Genomic DNA, 13,189 nt, shown 5'->3' with positions numbered 1-13,189 from the left:
AGACGCACAGTCACAATTCATTTGCCCTGTCCGCACGTACCCCCGGTAATGTCGGAGTGCGACGCCTGTGGCAAGTCAGAGAGCATGCCCTACCAATGTGGGCACTGTGGCGGGACCTACTGTTCGGAGCACCGGCTCCCCGAGGCCCACGACTGCCCCGGCCTGGAGAACTGGAACGATCCGCAGGCGGTCTTCGAGAGCGGGTTCGACGACAGCGTGAACAACCCCGGCCGCCAGCAGTCGGCCGGCCTCGCGGACAGGCTCGGGATCGACACCGGCCCCGGCGGCGTGTTCGGCTACTTCCGCGGGAACATGACCTACGTGTTCCTCGCGGCGATGGCGATCACGTTCATCCTTGAACACATCGTCGGACGGCTCGTCCTGGGCATCTCGAGTCCCCTCTTTTACTCCCGGTCGGAGCTGTGGCAGTCGATCTTCGTCCTCCACCCGGACAACCCCCTCTACGTCTGGACGTGGGTGACATCGATCTTCTCGCACGACCCGTCGGGCTTCTTCCACATCCTCGGAAACGGTATCATCATCTACTTCTTCGGCCGCATCGTCGAGCGACAGCTGGGGTCGAAGCGGTTCACGCTCTTCTTCCTCGCTTCCGGCGCGCTCGCGGGACTGGGACAGGTCGGGCTCCAGTATATCCAGTCCGGTGGGGGCTACGGCGTCCTCGGAGCAAGCGGCGCTGCCCTGGCGATTCTCGCCTTCCTCACCGTGTTGAACCCCGACCTGCGTGTCCTGCTGTATTTCCTGATCCCGGTCCCGATCTGGGCGATTACGGGGTTCTATCTGTTGCTCAGTGTCCTGGGAACGTTCGCACCGGGGACCGGCGGGTTACTCGGCGGGAACATCGCACACACCGCTCATCTCATCGGCCTCGGGATCGGGCTCTGGTACGGGAACCGGATCAAGGGCCGGACGAGCGTCCCACAGCAACTCCAGGTGGGCCGTGGCGGCGGCCCGGGCGGTCCAGGTGGTCCCGGCGGGCCTGGACGCCGACGGCCGTGACGATGCGGGTCGTCCGCCCCGAGTTCGTTCCGGACCCGTCGCTGTCCCGCGAAGCGATGGAGACGCTCCAGCGCGAGATCGCCGAGACGGCCGTCTTCGATGACGATCTGTCGGTCGATCCCGAGACGATTCCCGCGTCCAGCGACAGCGAGCAGACGACACTCTCGGATGAGGCGGCGAGCGCACCGCTGGTGGCCGGCGTCGATCAGGCGTTCGTCGACGACAGGGCTGTCTCGGCGGTGGTCGTCACGCAGGGCGGTGCGGTCGTCGAACGGACTCACGCCGTCGAGCGAACCGAGATCCCCTACGTTCCCGGCTTGCTCTCGTTCCGGGAGGGCAGTGCGATCCTCGCAGCACTGGACCGGATCGAACACGATCCCGACGTTCTGCTGGTCGACGGCAGCGGTCGCATCCACTTCCGGGAGGCTGGGCTGGCGACACACGTCGGCGTCACCGTCGACGTGCCGACGGTCGGCGTCGCCAAGAACCTCCTCTGTGGCGCGCCCGAGCGGCCGCTCGACGGCGGCTTTCCCGAGGGAACCCGCGTCCCGATCCACGCCGACGACGCGATCGAAACGGCGACAGCAGGGACCCACGTCGGCGACGCCGTCCAGACGCGACAGTACGACTCACCGAACCGCCACGTCAACCCGCTCGTCGTCAGCCCCGGCCATCGCGCGAGCGCTGAGACGGCGACGGATCTGGTGCTCGCGACGGCAGCGGGGTACAAACTCCCCGAGCCGACTCGGCTGGCCGACCGGGCGGCCGACGAGGCGAAAACCGAGGTCCCGTGACCGCCGGCGACCGGGTGTGCTTAACTGCCCACGGCGTGTCTCCCCGGACAGACAATGGCGAAGACGGTGCTGATCACGGGTGCGTCCGCGGCAGTGGGGTCGGCGACGGCCGAGGCGTTCCTGGCCGACGACTGGACAGTGTGGGCGACTGCCCCTAACGAGGAGGCGATCGCCGACCTGGCCGAACAGGGCTGTACCACGGCGGAACTGGACGTGACGAACGCCCGCGAGTGCGAACGGGTCGTCGAGGACCTGATCGAGGAGACCGGCCGACTGGACTGTCTGGTCAACGCGGCTTCGATCTCCCGGTTCGGCGCTGTCGAGGATATCTCGACCGAACACCTCCACGAGCAGTTCGACGTCGCCGTCTACGGACCCCACCGGCTGATTCGGGAAGCGTTGCCCCACATGCGGGCTCGCGAGAACGGGACCGTCGTCAACGTCTCCAGCATCACGGGCCGGCTCTCGACGCCCGGTCGCGGTGCCGACGCCGCGGCGAAGTCCGCGCTCGAAGGGCTGAGCGACGCACTGCGCGTCGAGGCGGACTCGTTCGGCGTCGACGTCGTCGTGGTCGAACCCGGGCCGATCCGGGACGGCGAGGAACCGGCCGAAGCGGAACCCGAGAGCGCGAGCGGCGCCTACGACTGGCTCTACCGAGCACGCGAGGATTCCCGGCTGACCGGCGTCCAGGACGCGTTGGGCGTCACCCCCGGAACCGTCGCGCTCGCCGTCCGGGACGCGGCCAACAACAGCGATCCGGAACCGCGCTACCCCGTCGGCGAGGGTGCGAAACTCCTCTTGTTCGCCGAGTACGTCCCCGAGCGGTGGCGCGACACCGCTTTCGGTCTGCTCCGGCAGTTGATGGGCTAGTCCAGACAGGCCCCGACGACGTTCAACAGGCGTTCGCCGCGGACCTCCTCGGCGAACAGCGGGATCCGACGGACGTCGTGGCCCTGGAACAGTTCCTGTGACCGGGCGAGCGCGCGCTGTTGGACGTCCCAGCGGCGCGCACAGAACGAACACTCCGCGTGGTTCGGCCCGGGGATGTCGACGGCTTCGCCGAGCACCTCGCTTGGGTCTTGCATCACGCGGTTGACCACGACGGTGCTGACGGGGACGCCGTACTCACCGAGCCGACCGAGCAACCGTTCGGACTCGACGACGGAGAGTTCCTCGGGAACCATCACGATGCGGAAGTCCGTCTGTGTCGGGTCACGGAGGATGCTCCGCAAGTGTTCGATCCGGTCGCTCAGTTCCCGGAGGTCCTCGATACCTTGCTCGGCGTCGACCTCCTCGTCGTCGCCGAACATCCCGGTCAGGTTCCCGAGCATGCCCGAAAACCGCTCGCGCATCTGGAGTATCTTTCCGACCATCGAGTCCATCGTCTCGGGGAGTTCGAGCAGTCGGAGCGTGTGGCCGGTCGGTGCGGTGTCGATGACCACCCGATCGAAGCGGTCGTCGTCGACGTAATCGAGCAGCAGTCGCATCGCCGCAGCCTCGTCGGCTCCGGGCATCGATCCGCCGAGCAGGCCGCCCTCGTCGCCGAGCACGTCTTCGCCCGCTCCGGCCTCACCGCCCATTTGGCCGGCGCCACCAAGCATCTGTCCGAGACCGCCCAGTGCGTCGTCGTCCATCCCGAGTGGCCCCTCGCCGACGGCCGCTTCGGGGTCGATCTCGGCGGCGTACAGCGGGATCTCCTCGCGGATGCGGGTCGGCGTCGCCGGGATATCTGTCTCTAACGTATCCGAGAGGGAGTGGGCGGGGTCCGTCGAGACGACGAGTGTCGCGGTGTCGTCCCGAGCAGACGCCAGTGCCGTGGCCGCCGCACAGGTCGTCTTCCCGACGCCGCCCTTGCCGCCGTAGAGGACGTATTCGGCGGCGTCGACGCCGGTCGGCGCGTCGATACGATCGACAGCTTCGACATCGAGTTCGTGGTCCATGCGCGAGGTAGGCACTGCTGGCCTTGAGTATGTCCCGAAAACAGACCGCGTTATTGCCTGGAGGAGCGGGCTTCGCGGACTTCGGCACCGTCCCGGAGTTTGTCCTCGCAGTTGGGGCAGACGCGTGGCCCGTGAGCCTCGGTTGCCTCGGGTGTGAACACCCGTACGTACTGCTCCGTCACGAATTCACCGCAATTCTGACACTCGGGCATCTCATGGAAGACTTTCCTCAAAGAATATATGTTTTCTGTTGCCCGCGACATACTCCGATTCAGCGACAACTGTCGAATCCAGCGGGTCACGTCCGGTCACGCCAGAACGTGTCGAGTTGGCCCGCGAGGAACTCCGGGGTCATCCGCGTGAACTCCTCGCGCTCGCCGGCGGGCAGATACGGAAACACGGAGTGTCGCGCGTCGGGGGTGTAGCGTCGGCCGACGAACGCTCGGACGCCCACCTCTTCGGTCCCGCGGATCACCCGCCCGATGGCCTGTCGAGCGCGACGAACTGCGGGGACGGTCAGCGCGTACTCGAAGGCGTTGTCCTCGCCGAAGGCGTCGCCGTAGGCCCGCTGGACCGCACGGACGCGGGGAGAGCCGATATTCACGAGCGGGACGCCGACGACCGCACAGGTCGACAGTTTCTCGCCGTCGTAGTCGACCCCCTCGGTCAGCGTCCCCCGAGTGGAGGTAACCAGGACCTTCCCCGCACCGCGGAAGAACCGTTGTTTGCGGTCTTCCGTTGCTTCGTTGCTGGAGGCTTCGTCGACCAGGACGGCCTTGTCGACGGTCTCCTGAAGGTAGGCGCCGGCCCACGCCGCTTCTCGGTAGTTCGGCATCGCGATTATGACGTTGCCCGGCGAGCGCGCCAGTGCCCGCAGGGCCTGGGCGTACTCGTCGCGGGTCCGGTTCCACTCCTCGCCGAGCGGTTCCATCGCTTCGGGGTCCCCGCGGTTGCGAGCCGTGAAGGGCCGCGCGTCGACGAGATACGACGCCCGGTTCTCCCGCGGGAACGGCAGGTCGTAGGTCGTCGACCGGACCGGGCGCGAGTCCTCGTCATCGCCGTCGTCCGCTGCCAGCGCGTCCAGTCCCGAGACCCGCGTGAACACGTCAACCGGTTCCAATGTCGCGCTCATCAGGACACCGCCGCCAAGGTCGTCGAAGACGTCCCGCAGCGCCGTCGCCGGCATGCAGTTGTAACAGAGCAGTCCGGGCGTGTAGACGGCCTCGTAGTCGGCGTCCGTCTGTCGGGCGTCGGCGGGGGAGTGTTCGAGTTCGATCTCCCGGAGGAACGTCGAGTGGTCCCGTTCCCACCACTGGCCGGCCAGCGCACCGACGGCGGCACAGACCGGCTGGCGCGTCAGTCCCAACTGGTCGATGACGTCCTCGACGGCCGCGCCGACTTGGGCAAGCGTCCGCCAGACGCCGCCGTCATACCCCTTCCGCTCGGCCCACTCGGTCAGTTCGTCCCGTTCGACGGTCTCGGGGTCCCGGAGGGGAATCTCCCGGTCCCGGTCGGGGAGCGTCGCCGGGTCAGCCCGCCATCCCTCGTGTTCGGCATCGAGGAACGACTCGATCCGATCGTCGAGCCATCGCAGGAGGTCGTCGTAGAATTTCCGGGCCTGGTCGACCGCGTCCAGGGGCACCTCCCGTGCCGAGAGAACGTCCCTGACCTGCCGTTTGTGGTCGGCGCTCTGCTGGGCGCGCTGGACCAGCAGATCGCAGTCGTTGCGGGCCTGTTTGATCGTCTGCTTGCCCAGCCGGTCCGACAGCAGGTCCCGAACCCGTTCTTCGAGGCGGTGGGCCTCGTCGACGACGACGAACGTCGAGTCGTCGAGCACGCCCGACAGCAGGGGCCGAGAGCCGGGATCGAACAGGTGGTTGTAGTTCCCGACGACCACGTCGGCTTGGTCCAGCATCACACTCATCACCCGGTGGGGGCAGGTGCCCCGCTCGACGGCCGCCGGCAGGTAGTCCTCGATGGTGACGACGTTCTCCGGCCCGGCCGAGAAGTCGACGGGCGACCCTTTGTTCCGGGCGTACCAGTCGGCCTCGAACGGACAGTACAGCGGCGGATCGTCGCCTTCGGCCATCGACTCGGGGGCAGTGGGCTGGTTTGGCCGGTACGGGGAGGCGGCCCCCGCAGTCGCCAGCGTGTCCTCCCCAAGGCGCGTCTGCGTGGCGGCGTCCGGGCGGGCCGCCGCGGCGAGGTCCTGTCCCTTCCGGGGGTCCCACCACTGATCTTCGTCGTCGATCTCGGCGTCGATCGCGGTCTCGGCGACGGCGGCCCCGTCGCTGCGGCCGTCGTCCTCGACGAGGCGAGCGGTCGCTTCCCGCAGGTCCTCACAGCGGTCGTGCGTGCCCGCGTCATCGGGGAATTTCCCCTCGCGGCCGTACGGACAGAGGTCGCGTTTGCCGACCAGCGCGATCCCGTCCAAGGGGTCCTCGATCCCGGCGTTGAGCGTCCGCAGGTCGTCGACGAACTGCTGGAGCTGCTGTTTGACCGGCGTCACGACCAGTATCCGGTCGTACAGCTCCGTCTCGCGGACGAGGTGAGCGCCGGCGGTCAGGGCCGCCATCGTCTTTCCGGTGCCACAGGGACCCTCCATGGCGAGAAAGCCCCGGGATTTCCCGGCCTCGATAGCGCGTTCGACGGCGTCAGCCTGGTTTTCGTACGGCTCCGGGAAGCCGAAGTACTCGCGCCAGGGCTCGTCGTCGGTCGAGGCCGTCTCTCGCATCGGAACGGGGTTGGGCGTCCCGGTATTTGAACCGCCGGGTTCGGTCCCGTCAGTCGTCGCTCTCGGCCGGCTGTGGATCGCTCTTCGACGGATACTCCTCCAGCAGTTCCGCCCGGTGTTCGTCCAACTTGGGAGCCCGACCGCGCGGCTCAGGCATCGTCTCGGTCATCTTGATCGGACTGCCGGCGACGGTCATCTCCGCGTCGACACCGGGCTGGGAGACGTCTGCGAGCATGTCGCGGGCGTGGACGTGGGGATCTTCGAAGATGTCCGCGGTCGTCTGGATCGGTGCAGCCGGGACACGACCGTCGAGTAGGTCGACGACGGCGTCGGTCTCGTGCTGGCGGGTCCACGCCGCGATAGCCGCCCGCAAGTGGTCGCGGTTCGCGAGCCGCGACGCCGCGTCGGGGTACTCCGCGGCGAGGTCCGGCCGCTCCATCGCCTCACAGAGGGTCTGCCAGTGGCCGTCCGAGAACGCCGCGACGACGGCGTACCCGTCCGCGGTCTCGAAGGCATCGTAGGGGAACAGCGTCGGGTGGGAGTTGCCCTGTCGCGTCGGGGCTTCCCCGTCACAGGAGTACTGATACACCGTCCGCTCACAGAGCGAGATCATCGCGTCGTACATCGCGGTGTCGACGTACTGGCCCTCGCCGGTCCGCTCGCGGTGGTGGACAGCCGCGAGGATGCCCACGGCGTTGAGCGCGGCGGTGAAGAGGTCGCCCACGCCCGGCCCGACCTTCGTCGGCGGGCCGTCCTCTTGGCCGGTGATCTCCATGACGCCGCCAAGCGCCTGGGCGATGAGGTCGAAGGAGGGCTGGCCCTGTCGCTCGGTCTCGCCCGTGCGCGGGTCACCGAACCCTCGGATCGAGGAGTAGATCAACTGTGGGTTGTGCTCCCGCAGCGTCTCGTAGCCACAGTCGAACCGCTCCATCGTCCCGGCCTTGAAGTTCTCGACGACCACGTCGGCCCGTTCGACCAGCGAGTGGAACGCGTCGCGGTCCTCGTCGGTCCGCAGGTCCAACTCCAGCGAGCGCTTGCCGCGGTTGACACTCTGGAAGTAGCCGCCGTACGCTTCCGACTCGGGGTCTTCGGCGTAGGGCGGGTTCGACCGGATAAGGTCGCCCCCGGGGCGCTCGATTTTTACCACGTCTGCGCCCATATCCGCGAGCAACATCGTACAGTACGGTCCGGCCAGGACCTGGGTCAGGTCGAGCACCCGAAGGTCGGCAAGCGCACCCATAGCGGAGCGAGGAGGGTACTCCTGATAAATCTTGGTGATAAATCATTATAGATTGTATAAGGGGATTTTATCATTATAAACCATTAACTTTATCTCTCCCCCTCCACCACCACAGGGTACATGCCCCGGACCGTCATCCTCGGCGTGATCGGCTCCGACGCACACGTCGTCGGTATCACGATTCTTGAGCAGGCGCTCTCGGCCGCTGGCTTCGAGGTCGTCAACCTCGGCGTCCAGACCGCACAGGCCGACTTCGTCGCTGCCGCCAAATCCCACGACGCCGAGGCTGTACTGGTCTCCTCGCTGTACGGGCACGCCCGGCAGGACTGCGAGGGGTTTCACGACCGCCTCGACGAGGCCGGACTCGACGTCTGGACCTACGTCGGCGGGAACCTCGCCGTCGGCCAGGACGAGTTCGAGGAGACCCGCCGGACGTTCCGCGGGATGGGCTTCGACCGGGTCTTCGACGCCGAGACCGATCCGGAGGAGGCCATCGCGGCGCTCCGACAGGACCTGGAGCTGACGACGGCAGAGACAGACCGCGTCAGCGTCGAGGGCTGAGCGATGCCCACAGACAGCCGGCTCGCTGCTGACGAGCTACAGCGCATCGCATCGGAGTTGCGGGACAACTGGCACACCGGCCGGGAAGTCGACTTCGAGGAGGCCGTCGCCTTCCACGAGTCGCTGCCGCCCGGCAAGCGGTTCGCCCCCGTTCTGGAGTCCGCGGATCGGCCGCTGCTCCAGCCACGCGCCGGCGTCCCCTGCCTCGAAGACCAGATCTCGCTCTTGGAGTACCTCCAGGAGGACGGCGGTGCGGACCTCCTGCCAACGACGATCGACTCGTACACGCGGGACAACGAGTACGAGAAAGCGGAAGAGGGACTCGCGGCCTCCCGAAACGGCGAGGCCGACGAACTCAACGGCTTCCCGGCGGTGAACCACGGGGTCGAGGACTGCCGGCGGCTCGTCCGGGCGCTTGACGCCCCCATCGAGGTGCGCCACGGGACCCCCGACGCCCGCCTGCTGGCGATGGTCACTCTCGCTGGCGGCTTCCAGAGCTTCGAGGGTGGCCCCATCTCGTACAACATCCCCTACACCAAACGGCACGACCTGGCGACGACCATCGAACACTGGCAGTTCGTCGACCGGCTCTGTGGTGCCTACACCGAGCGCGGGGTCACGATCAACCGCGAGCCGTTCGGCCCGCTGACCGGGACCCTGGTCCCGCCCTGTATCGCTATCGCGGTCATGCTGATCGAGGGGAAACTCGCCGCCACGCAGGGCGTTCGCTCGCTGACGCTGGGGTACGGCCAGGTCGGGAACCTCGTCCAGGACGTGGCCGCGCTGCGAGCGTTGCGCTCGCTGGGCGAGGAGTATCTCCCCGACGCGGTGACAGTCACCACCGTCTTCCACGAGTGGATGGGCGGGTTCCCGCCCGACGAGGCCCGCGCCAGCGGCGTCATCGGCCTCGGCGGCGCGACGGCCGCCGTCGCACAACCGGACAAGGTCATCACGAAGTCGCCCCAGGAGTTCCAGGGGGTGCCGACCAAGGAGGCCAACGCGGCCGGCCTCCGCACGACACGACAACTCATCGATATGCTCATCGAACAGGACATCGACCTCGGCGGTATCGACGACGAACAGCGGCTCATCGAGCGGGCGACCCGCGACCTGATGGACACAGTCATCGACGCCGGCGACGGCGACGTCGCACAGGGTGTCATCAGAGCCTTCGACTCGGGTGCGCTGGACGTGCCCTTCGCCCCGAGCGACGCGGCGGCGGGCGCGGTCCTGCCGGCCCGTGACGACGACGGCCGGGTCCGCATCTTCGAGTTCGGTGACCTGGCGCTGTCGGCCGAGATCAGGGAGATGCACGCCGCTCGGCTGGGCGAACGCGCCGAGACGGAGGGGAGAGATCAGTCGTTCCGGATGGTCGCCGACGATGTCGACGCCATCAGCGACGGCCGGCTGATCGGGCGGCCCCAGGGGGGTGCCGGCGATGCGGATTGAGTCGGTCCGCGCGGTCCCGGGCCTCTCCGGGTTTTTCTTCGACGACCAGCGCGCGATCAAGCAAGGGGCGACCCGGGAGGGGTTCGACTACGACGGCCAGCCGGCGACCGCCGGCTTCGACCGCGTCCGGGAGGCCGGCGAATCCCTGATCGTCGAACTCGAACTGGCCGACGGCTCCGTCGTCACCGGCGACTGCGCCGCGGTCCAGTACTCCGGTGCCGGCGGGCGTGACCCCCTCTTCCGAGCGAGCAAGTACCAACCGGTCGTCGAGGGACAGGTCGCCGACGAACTACGCGGCCGGGACGCGACGATGTTCCGCCAGAACGCGACCGTCGTCGAGGACCTCAACCCCGCTCGCTCGGACGGCGACCGCCTCCACACCGCGGTCCGGTACGGCGTCTCCCAGGCGCTCCTGAACGCGGCCGCTCGGGCGACCGGACAGACGCCCGCCGGCGTGGTCTCGGCTGCTTACCGGTCCGAAATGGCCGAATCGCCCGTCCCGGTGTTCGGACAGTCCGGCGACGAACGGCGGATCAACGCCGAGAAGATGCTGATAAAGGGTGTCCCTGTCCTGCCTCACGGCCTGTTCAACAGTGTCGAGAAGGTCGGGGCCGACGGGGAGGGGCTCCGGGAGTACGTCGCCTGGCTCCGCGAGCGGACCGACGAACTGGGGCCGGCGACGTACTCGCCGCGCTTTCACCTCGACGTCTACGGCATCCTCGGGGAGGTGTTCGGACCGCCGTACGACCGGGCCGAGGTCGTCGACTACTTCCGGTCGCTGGGGGAGGCGGCGGGGCCGTACCCGCTCCAGGTCGAGGGACCGATGGACGCCGGCGACCGCGCCGAGCAGATCCGTCGGATGGCCCAACTCCGGGACGGGCTGGCCGACGCGGGCGTCGACGTGGACATCGTCGCCGACGAGTGGTGCAACACGTTCGACGACGTGCGGGCGTTCGTCGACGCGGGTGCGGCCGACGTGGTCCAGATCAAGACGCCGGACCTGGGCGGCATCCACCGCTCGGCGGAGGCCGTGCTGTACTGTGATGGAACCGACACCCGGACGTATCTGGGCGGGACCTGCAACGAGACGGCCACGTCCGCACGGGCCTGTGCGAACGTCGCGCTCGCGACCGACGCGGCCCAGGTGCTCGCGAAGCCCGGCATGGGGTTCGACGAGGGGTTCATGATCGTGACGAACGAGATGCGACGGACGCTGGCCCGGACAGGCGGAGATACCACAGACAGCGAACACGCCGACGGACCACACGGCGGGACCCGCCCGACGGCCTCCGACGGGGGGACCCGCCGATGACCGACTGGACCGACGCAGACGCCCTGGACCTCTCGGACGGGGAGACGTTCGAGACGCTCTTGGACCGCGCCGAGATACGCGAGAAGGGCCACTACTTCGAGTTCTTCGAACCCGGCGACGAACTCACCCACGACCCCGGTCTCGTCCTCTCGAAAGCGGGCAGCGAGGACTGGATGGGCCAGACGCTCAACCACGACCCGGCCTACTGGCGACCCGATCGAGCCCGCGAACGCGGGTTCGAGTCGGTCCCGGTCCATCCCGACTATCTCCTGGCCTGCGTAATGGGGGTGACCGTCGAGGACCTCTCGGAGAAGGGCGGCTACTTCCTGGGCCGCGACGACGTGACGATCCACCGGACCCCGATTCCTGGGACGGAACTGGCAGTCTCCTCTACGGTTGTCGAGACGACTCCATCGTCCTCGCGGCCCGAGTACGGGATCGTCACCTGGGAGACGGTCGGTCGCGACCGCGAGACTGGCGACCGACTGGTCAGCTACGAGCGGACCAACATGATCCCGCGGCGCGAACCGACCGCCACCGACGGGAGCGGGACCGTCACGGACTCCGGTGACGGCGAGGACGGGGGCGACGCCGGTCCAGCCGTTCCAGACACGCTTGTCACACCCGGGGGCGGTCACTTCGAGGACTTCCGGGCCGCGCTTGACCGTGCCGACGAGACCGACGCTGCCGTCGCCTACGCCCACGAACGCGGTCGAACGATGGACGATGGGCTGGTCTCCGGGCTCCCCCTCTCGACGCTCAACACCGCCCGTCAACACCACAACCGCGACGTGATGGCCGACTCGCCGTCGGGGGACATCGTCGCCTACGGTGACGTTACCCGATCCATCGCGCTGGCACACGCCCGGTCGGACGAAGCGACCTACCGCGAGTGGCGCTACGACGCCGAGCGGTTCCACGACTTCGTCACACTGGGCGATACGATCTACGGGTTCACCCGCGTCCTCGACTGTGACGGCGAGACCGGCCCCGAACGGGCCGGCGCTGTCACCTTCGAACACGTCGCCTACAACCAGCACCGCACCCCGGTCTACTCCGGCCGGCGAACCGCACTGCTTCAGCGATCCCACCGATGACAGCTACACGACTCTGCCGAACGTTCCAGACCGCACCCGCTGCCGTCCCCCGCGACGATAGCGCGAAGTTCCTCACTTCCGGGCTCACCAGCGACGGGTTCCAGACGCCGGACTGGCTCGTCCCCGACATCGAGGACGGGACTGCCCCGTCGATGAAGGCCGAGGCCGTCGACAACGTGGTCGAACAGCTCCCCGAATACGCCCCCGATTTCGCCGGGCACGTCCTCCCCCGCGTCGAGTGGGCCTACGACGACCAGCGGTTCCGCGACCGGGGCCGGGAACAGGTCCGCCGGCTGGCCGCCGAAGTCGGCGACCACCTCGACGGGTTCGTCGTCCCGAAGGTGGGGCGGGTCGACGACGTGCGCGACGCTGCCGGCGTCCTGGCAGCGGCCGAACGCGACGCGGGCCTGGACGACGGCGCGCTCGATATGGCGATCATCTTCGAGACCGCGCCGGCCCGCTCGGACCTGCGGGAGATCTGCCAGTTCGGGGCCGACTCGCGGCTGGCGGCTCTGATATTCGGGCCGGTCGACTACACCGCCGAACTGGGCGGTCGGGCGCTGGACGGCGACCGCCCGCGCTGGGACGGACTCTTGGAGGCGCTCTCGAACGAGACCAGCGCCGCCGGCGTCGCTGCCATCGGTGGCCCGTTCGACCAGTTGTTCCACGAGCGGGCCGGCGTCACCTACTACAACGCCGAGGGGTACGCCGACCAGGTCGAACACGAGGCGACCATCGGAATCGACGGCTCGTGGTCGCTGCATCCCAAACAGACCGCTCAGGCCAACCGCATCCACATGCCCCGGACCGACGAACTGACGGAGGCGCTACGGAAGGTCGAATCGTTCAACGACGCCAAACGCGAGGGGACCGGCGCCGTCGTCGTCGACGGACAGATGGTCGACGAGGCGACCTACAAGAACTTCGCCAACACCGTCCAGACGGTTCGAGCGGTCGACGAGACCCATCCGGAACAGACCGCCGAGTACTACGAGGAACGCCTGCTCGACCGGGCGCTGTCGGTCGAACTCCGGTTCAACTGACC

General features: G+C 68.1%; 12 protein-coding genes. 8 read left to right on the top strand and 4 right to left on the bottom strand.

Annotated elements, in window-relative coordinates; genetic code table 11:
- The first annotated feature begins 48 nt into the window (after positions 1-48).
- From VJ109_RS01945 to VJ109_RS01935, 3 genes are read left to right on the top strand one after another with little or no spacing between them, the layout of a single operon-like run.
- Positions 49-1,017 carry a rhomboid family intramembrane serine protease gene (locus VJ109_RS01945; RefSeq protein ID WP_324758614.1) on the top strand — a complete coding sequence of 323 codons (969 nt, stop codon included), beginning with the start codon at positions 49-51 and terminating at the stop codon, positions 1,015-1,017.
- Positions 1,018-1,019: 2 nt separating this feature from the next.
- Positions 1,020-1,811 carry an endonuclease V gene (locus tag VJ109_RS01940; protein ID WP_324758612.1) on the top strand — a complete coding sequence of 264 codons (792 nt, stop codon included), beginning with the start codon at positions 1,020-1,022 and terminating at the stop codon, positions 1,809-1,811.
- Between the two features lie 54 nt (positions 1,812-1,865).
- Positions 1,866-2,681 carry an SDR family NAD(P)-dependent oxidoreductase gene (locus VJ109_RS01935; RefSeq protein ID WP_324758611.1) on the top strand — a complete coding sequence of 272 codons (816 nt, stop codon included), beginning with the start codon at positions 1,866-1,868 and terminating at the stop codon, positions 2,679-2,681.
- Here the strand turns inward: VJ109_RS01935 and VJ109_RS01930 are convergent.
- The 4 genes from VJ109_RS01930 to mct all read right to left on the bottom strand — a co-directional run bounded on the left by VJ109_RS01930 (position 2,678) and on the right by mct (position 7,725).
- Positions 2,678-3,751 carry an ArsA family ATPase gene (locus VJ109_RS01930; protein ID WP_324758610.1) on the bottom strand — a complete coding sequence of 358 codons (1,074 nt, stop codon included), beginning with the start codon at positions 3,749-3,751 and terminating at the stop codon, positions 2,678-2,680. The two genes, VJ109_RS01935 and VJ109_RS01930, sit on opposite strands and share 4 nt — an antisense overlap.
- 50 nt (positions 3,752-3,801) lie before the next feature.
- A complete protein-coding gene (locus VJ109_RS01925) occupies positions 3,802-3,963 on the bottom strand; it encodes a DUF7563 family protein (protein ID WP_276220728.1) in 162 nt (53 codons plus the stop codon).
- Between the two features lie 86 nt (positions 3,964-4,049).
- Positions 4,050-6,485 (bottom strand): ATP-dependent DNA helicase, encoded by a 2,436-nt coding sequence (locus VJ109_RS01920; protein ID WP_324758608.1) that lies wholly within the window; start codon positions 6,483-6,485, stop codon positions 4,050-4,052.
- A 49-nt stretch (positions 6,486-6,534) separates the two neighbouring features.
- The gene (gene mct / locus VJ109_RS01915; protein WP_324758607.1) at positions 6,535-7,725 is read right to left on the bottom strand and encodes a succinyl-CoA:mesaconate CoA-transferase; all 1,191 of its coding nucleotides are present in this window, start codon (positions 7,723-7,725) and stop codon (positions 6,535-6,537) included.
- 120 nt (positions 7,726-7,845) lie between these two features.
- On the opposite strand from mct, the gene glmS reads away from it, so the two are divergent.
- From glmS to citE, 5 genes are read left to right on the top strand one after another with little or no spacing between them, the layout of a single operon-like run.
- Complete coding sequence (glmS, locus tag VJ109_RS01910; protein ID WP_324758606.1) at positions 7,846-8,286, top strand: methylaspartate mutase subunit S; 441 nt, start codon at positions 7,846-7,848, stop codon at positions 8,284-8,286.
- A gap of 3 nt (positions 8,287-8,289) precedes the next feature.
- Positions 8,290-9,735 carry a methylaspartate mutase subunit E gene (locus VJ109_RS01905; protein ID WP_324758604.1) on the top strand — a complete coding sequence of 482 codons (1,446 nt, stop codon included), beginning with the start codon at positions 8,290-8,292 and terminating at the stop codon, positions 9,733-9,735.
- Positions 9,725-11,047 carry a methylaspartate ammonia-lyase gene (locus VJ109_RS01900; RefSeq protein WP_324758603.1) on the top strand — a complete coding sequence of 441 codons (1,323 nt, stop codon included), beginning with the start codon at positions 9,725-9,727 and terminating at the stop codon, positions 11,045-11,047. The genes VJ109_RS01905 and VJ109_RS01900 overlap by 11 nt, the downstream gene beginning before the upstream one ends.
- The gene (gene mch, locus VJ109_RS01895; RefSeq protein ID WP_324758601.1) at positions 11,044-12,144 is read left to right on the top strand and encodes a 2-methylfumaryl-CoA hydratase; all 1,101 of its coding nucleotides are present in this window, start codon (positions 11,044-11,046) and stop codon (positions 12,142-12,144) included. Before VJ109_RS01900 ends, mch begins: the two co-directional genes overlap by 4 nt.
- On the top strand, positions 12,141-13,187 hold the full coding sequence (citE, locus tag VJ109_RS01890) for an L-malyl-CoA/beta-methylmalyl-CoA lyase (protein WP_324758599.1): 1,047 nt from the start codon (positions 12,141-12,143) through the stop codon (positions 13,185-13,187). Before mch ends, citE begins: the two co-directional genes overlap by 4 nt.
- The last annotated feature ends 2 nt before the right edge of the window (positions 13,188-13,189 follow it).

This window comes from Haloarcula montana (assembly GCF_035666295.1).
GTDB lineage: Archaea > Halobacteriota > Halobacteria > Halobacteriales > Haloarculaceae > Haloarcula > Haloarcula montana.
Note: the sequence above shows the minus strand (reverse complement) of the source record. Positions and strands in the feature narration are given on the sequence as shown.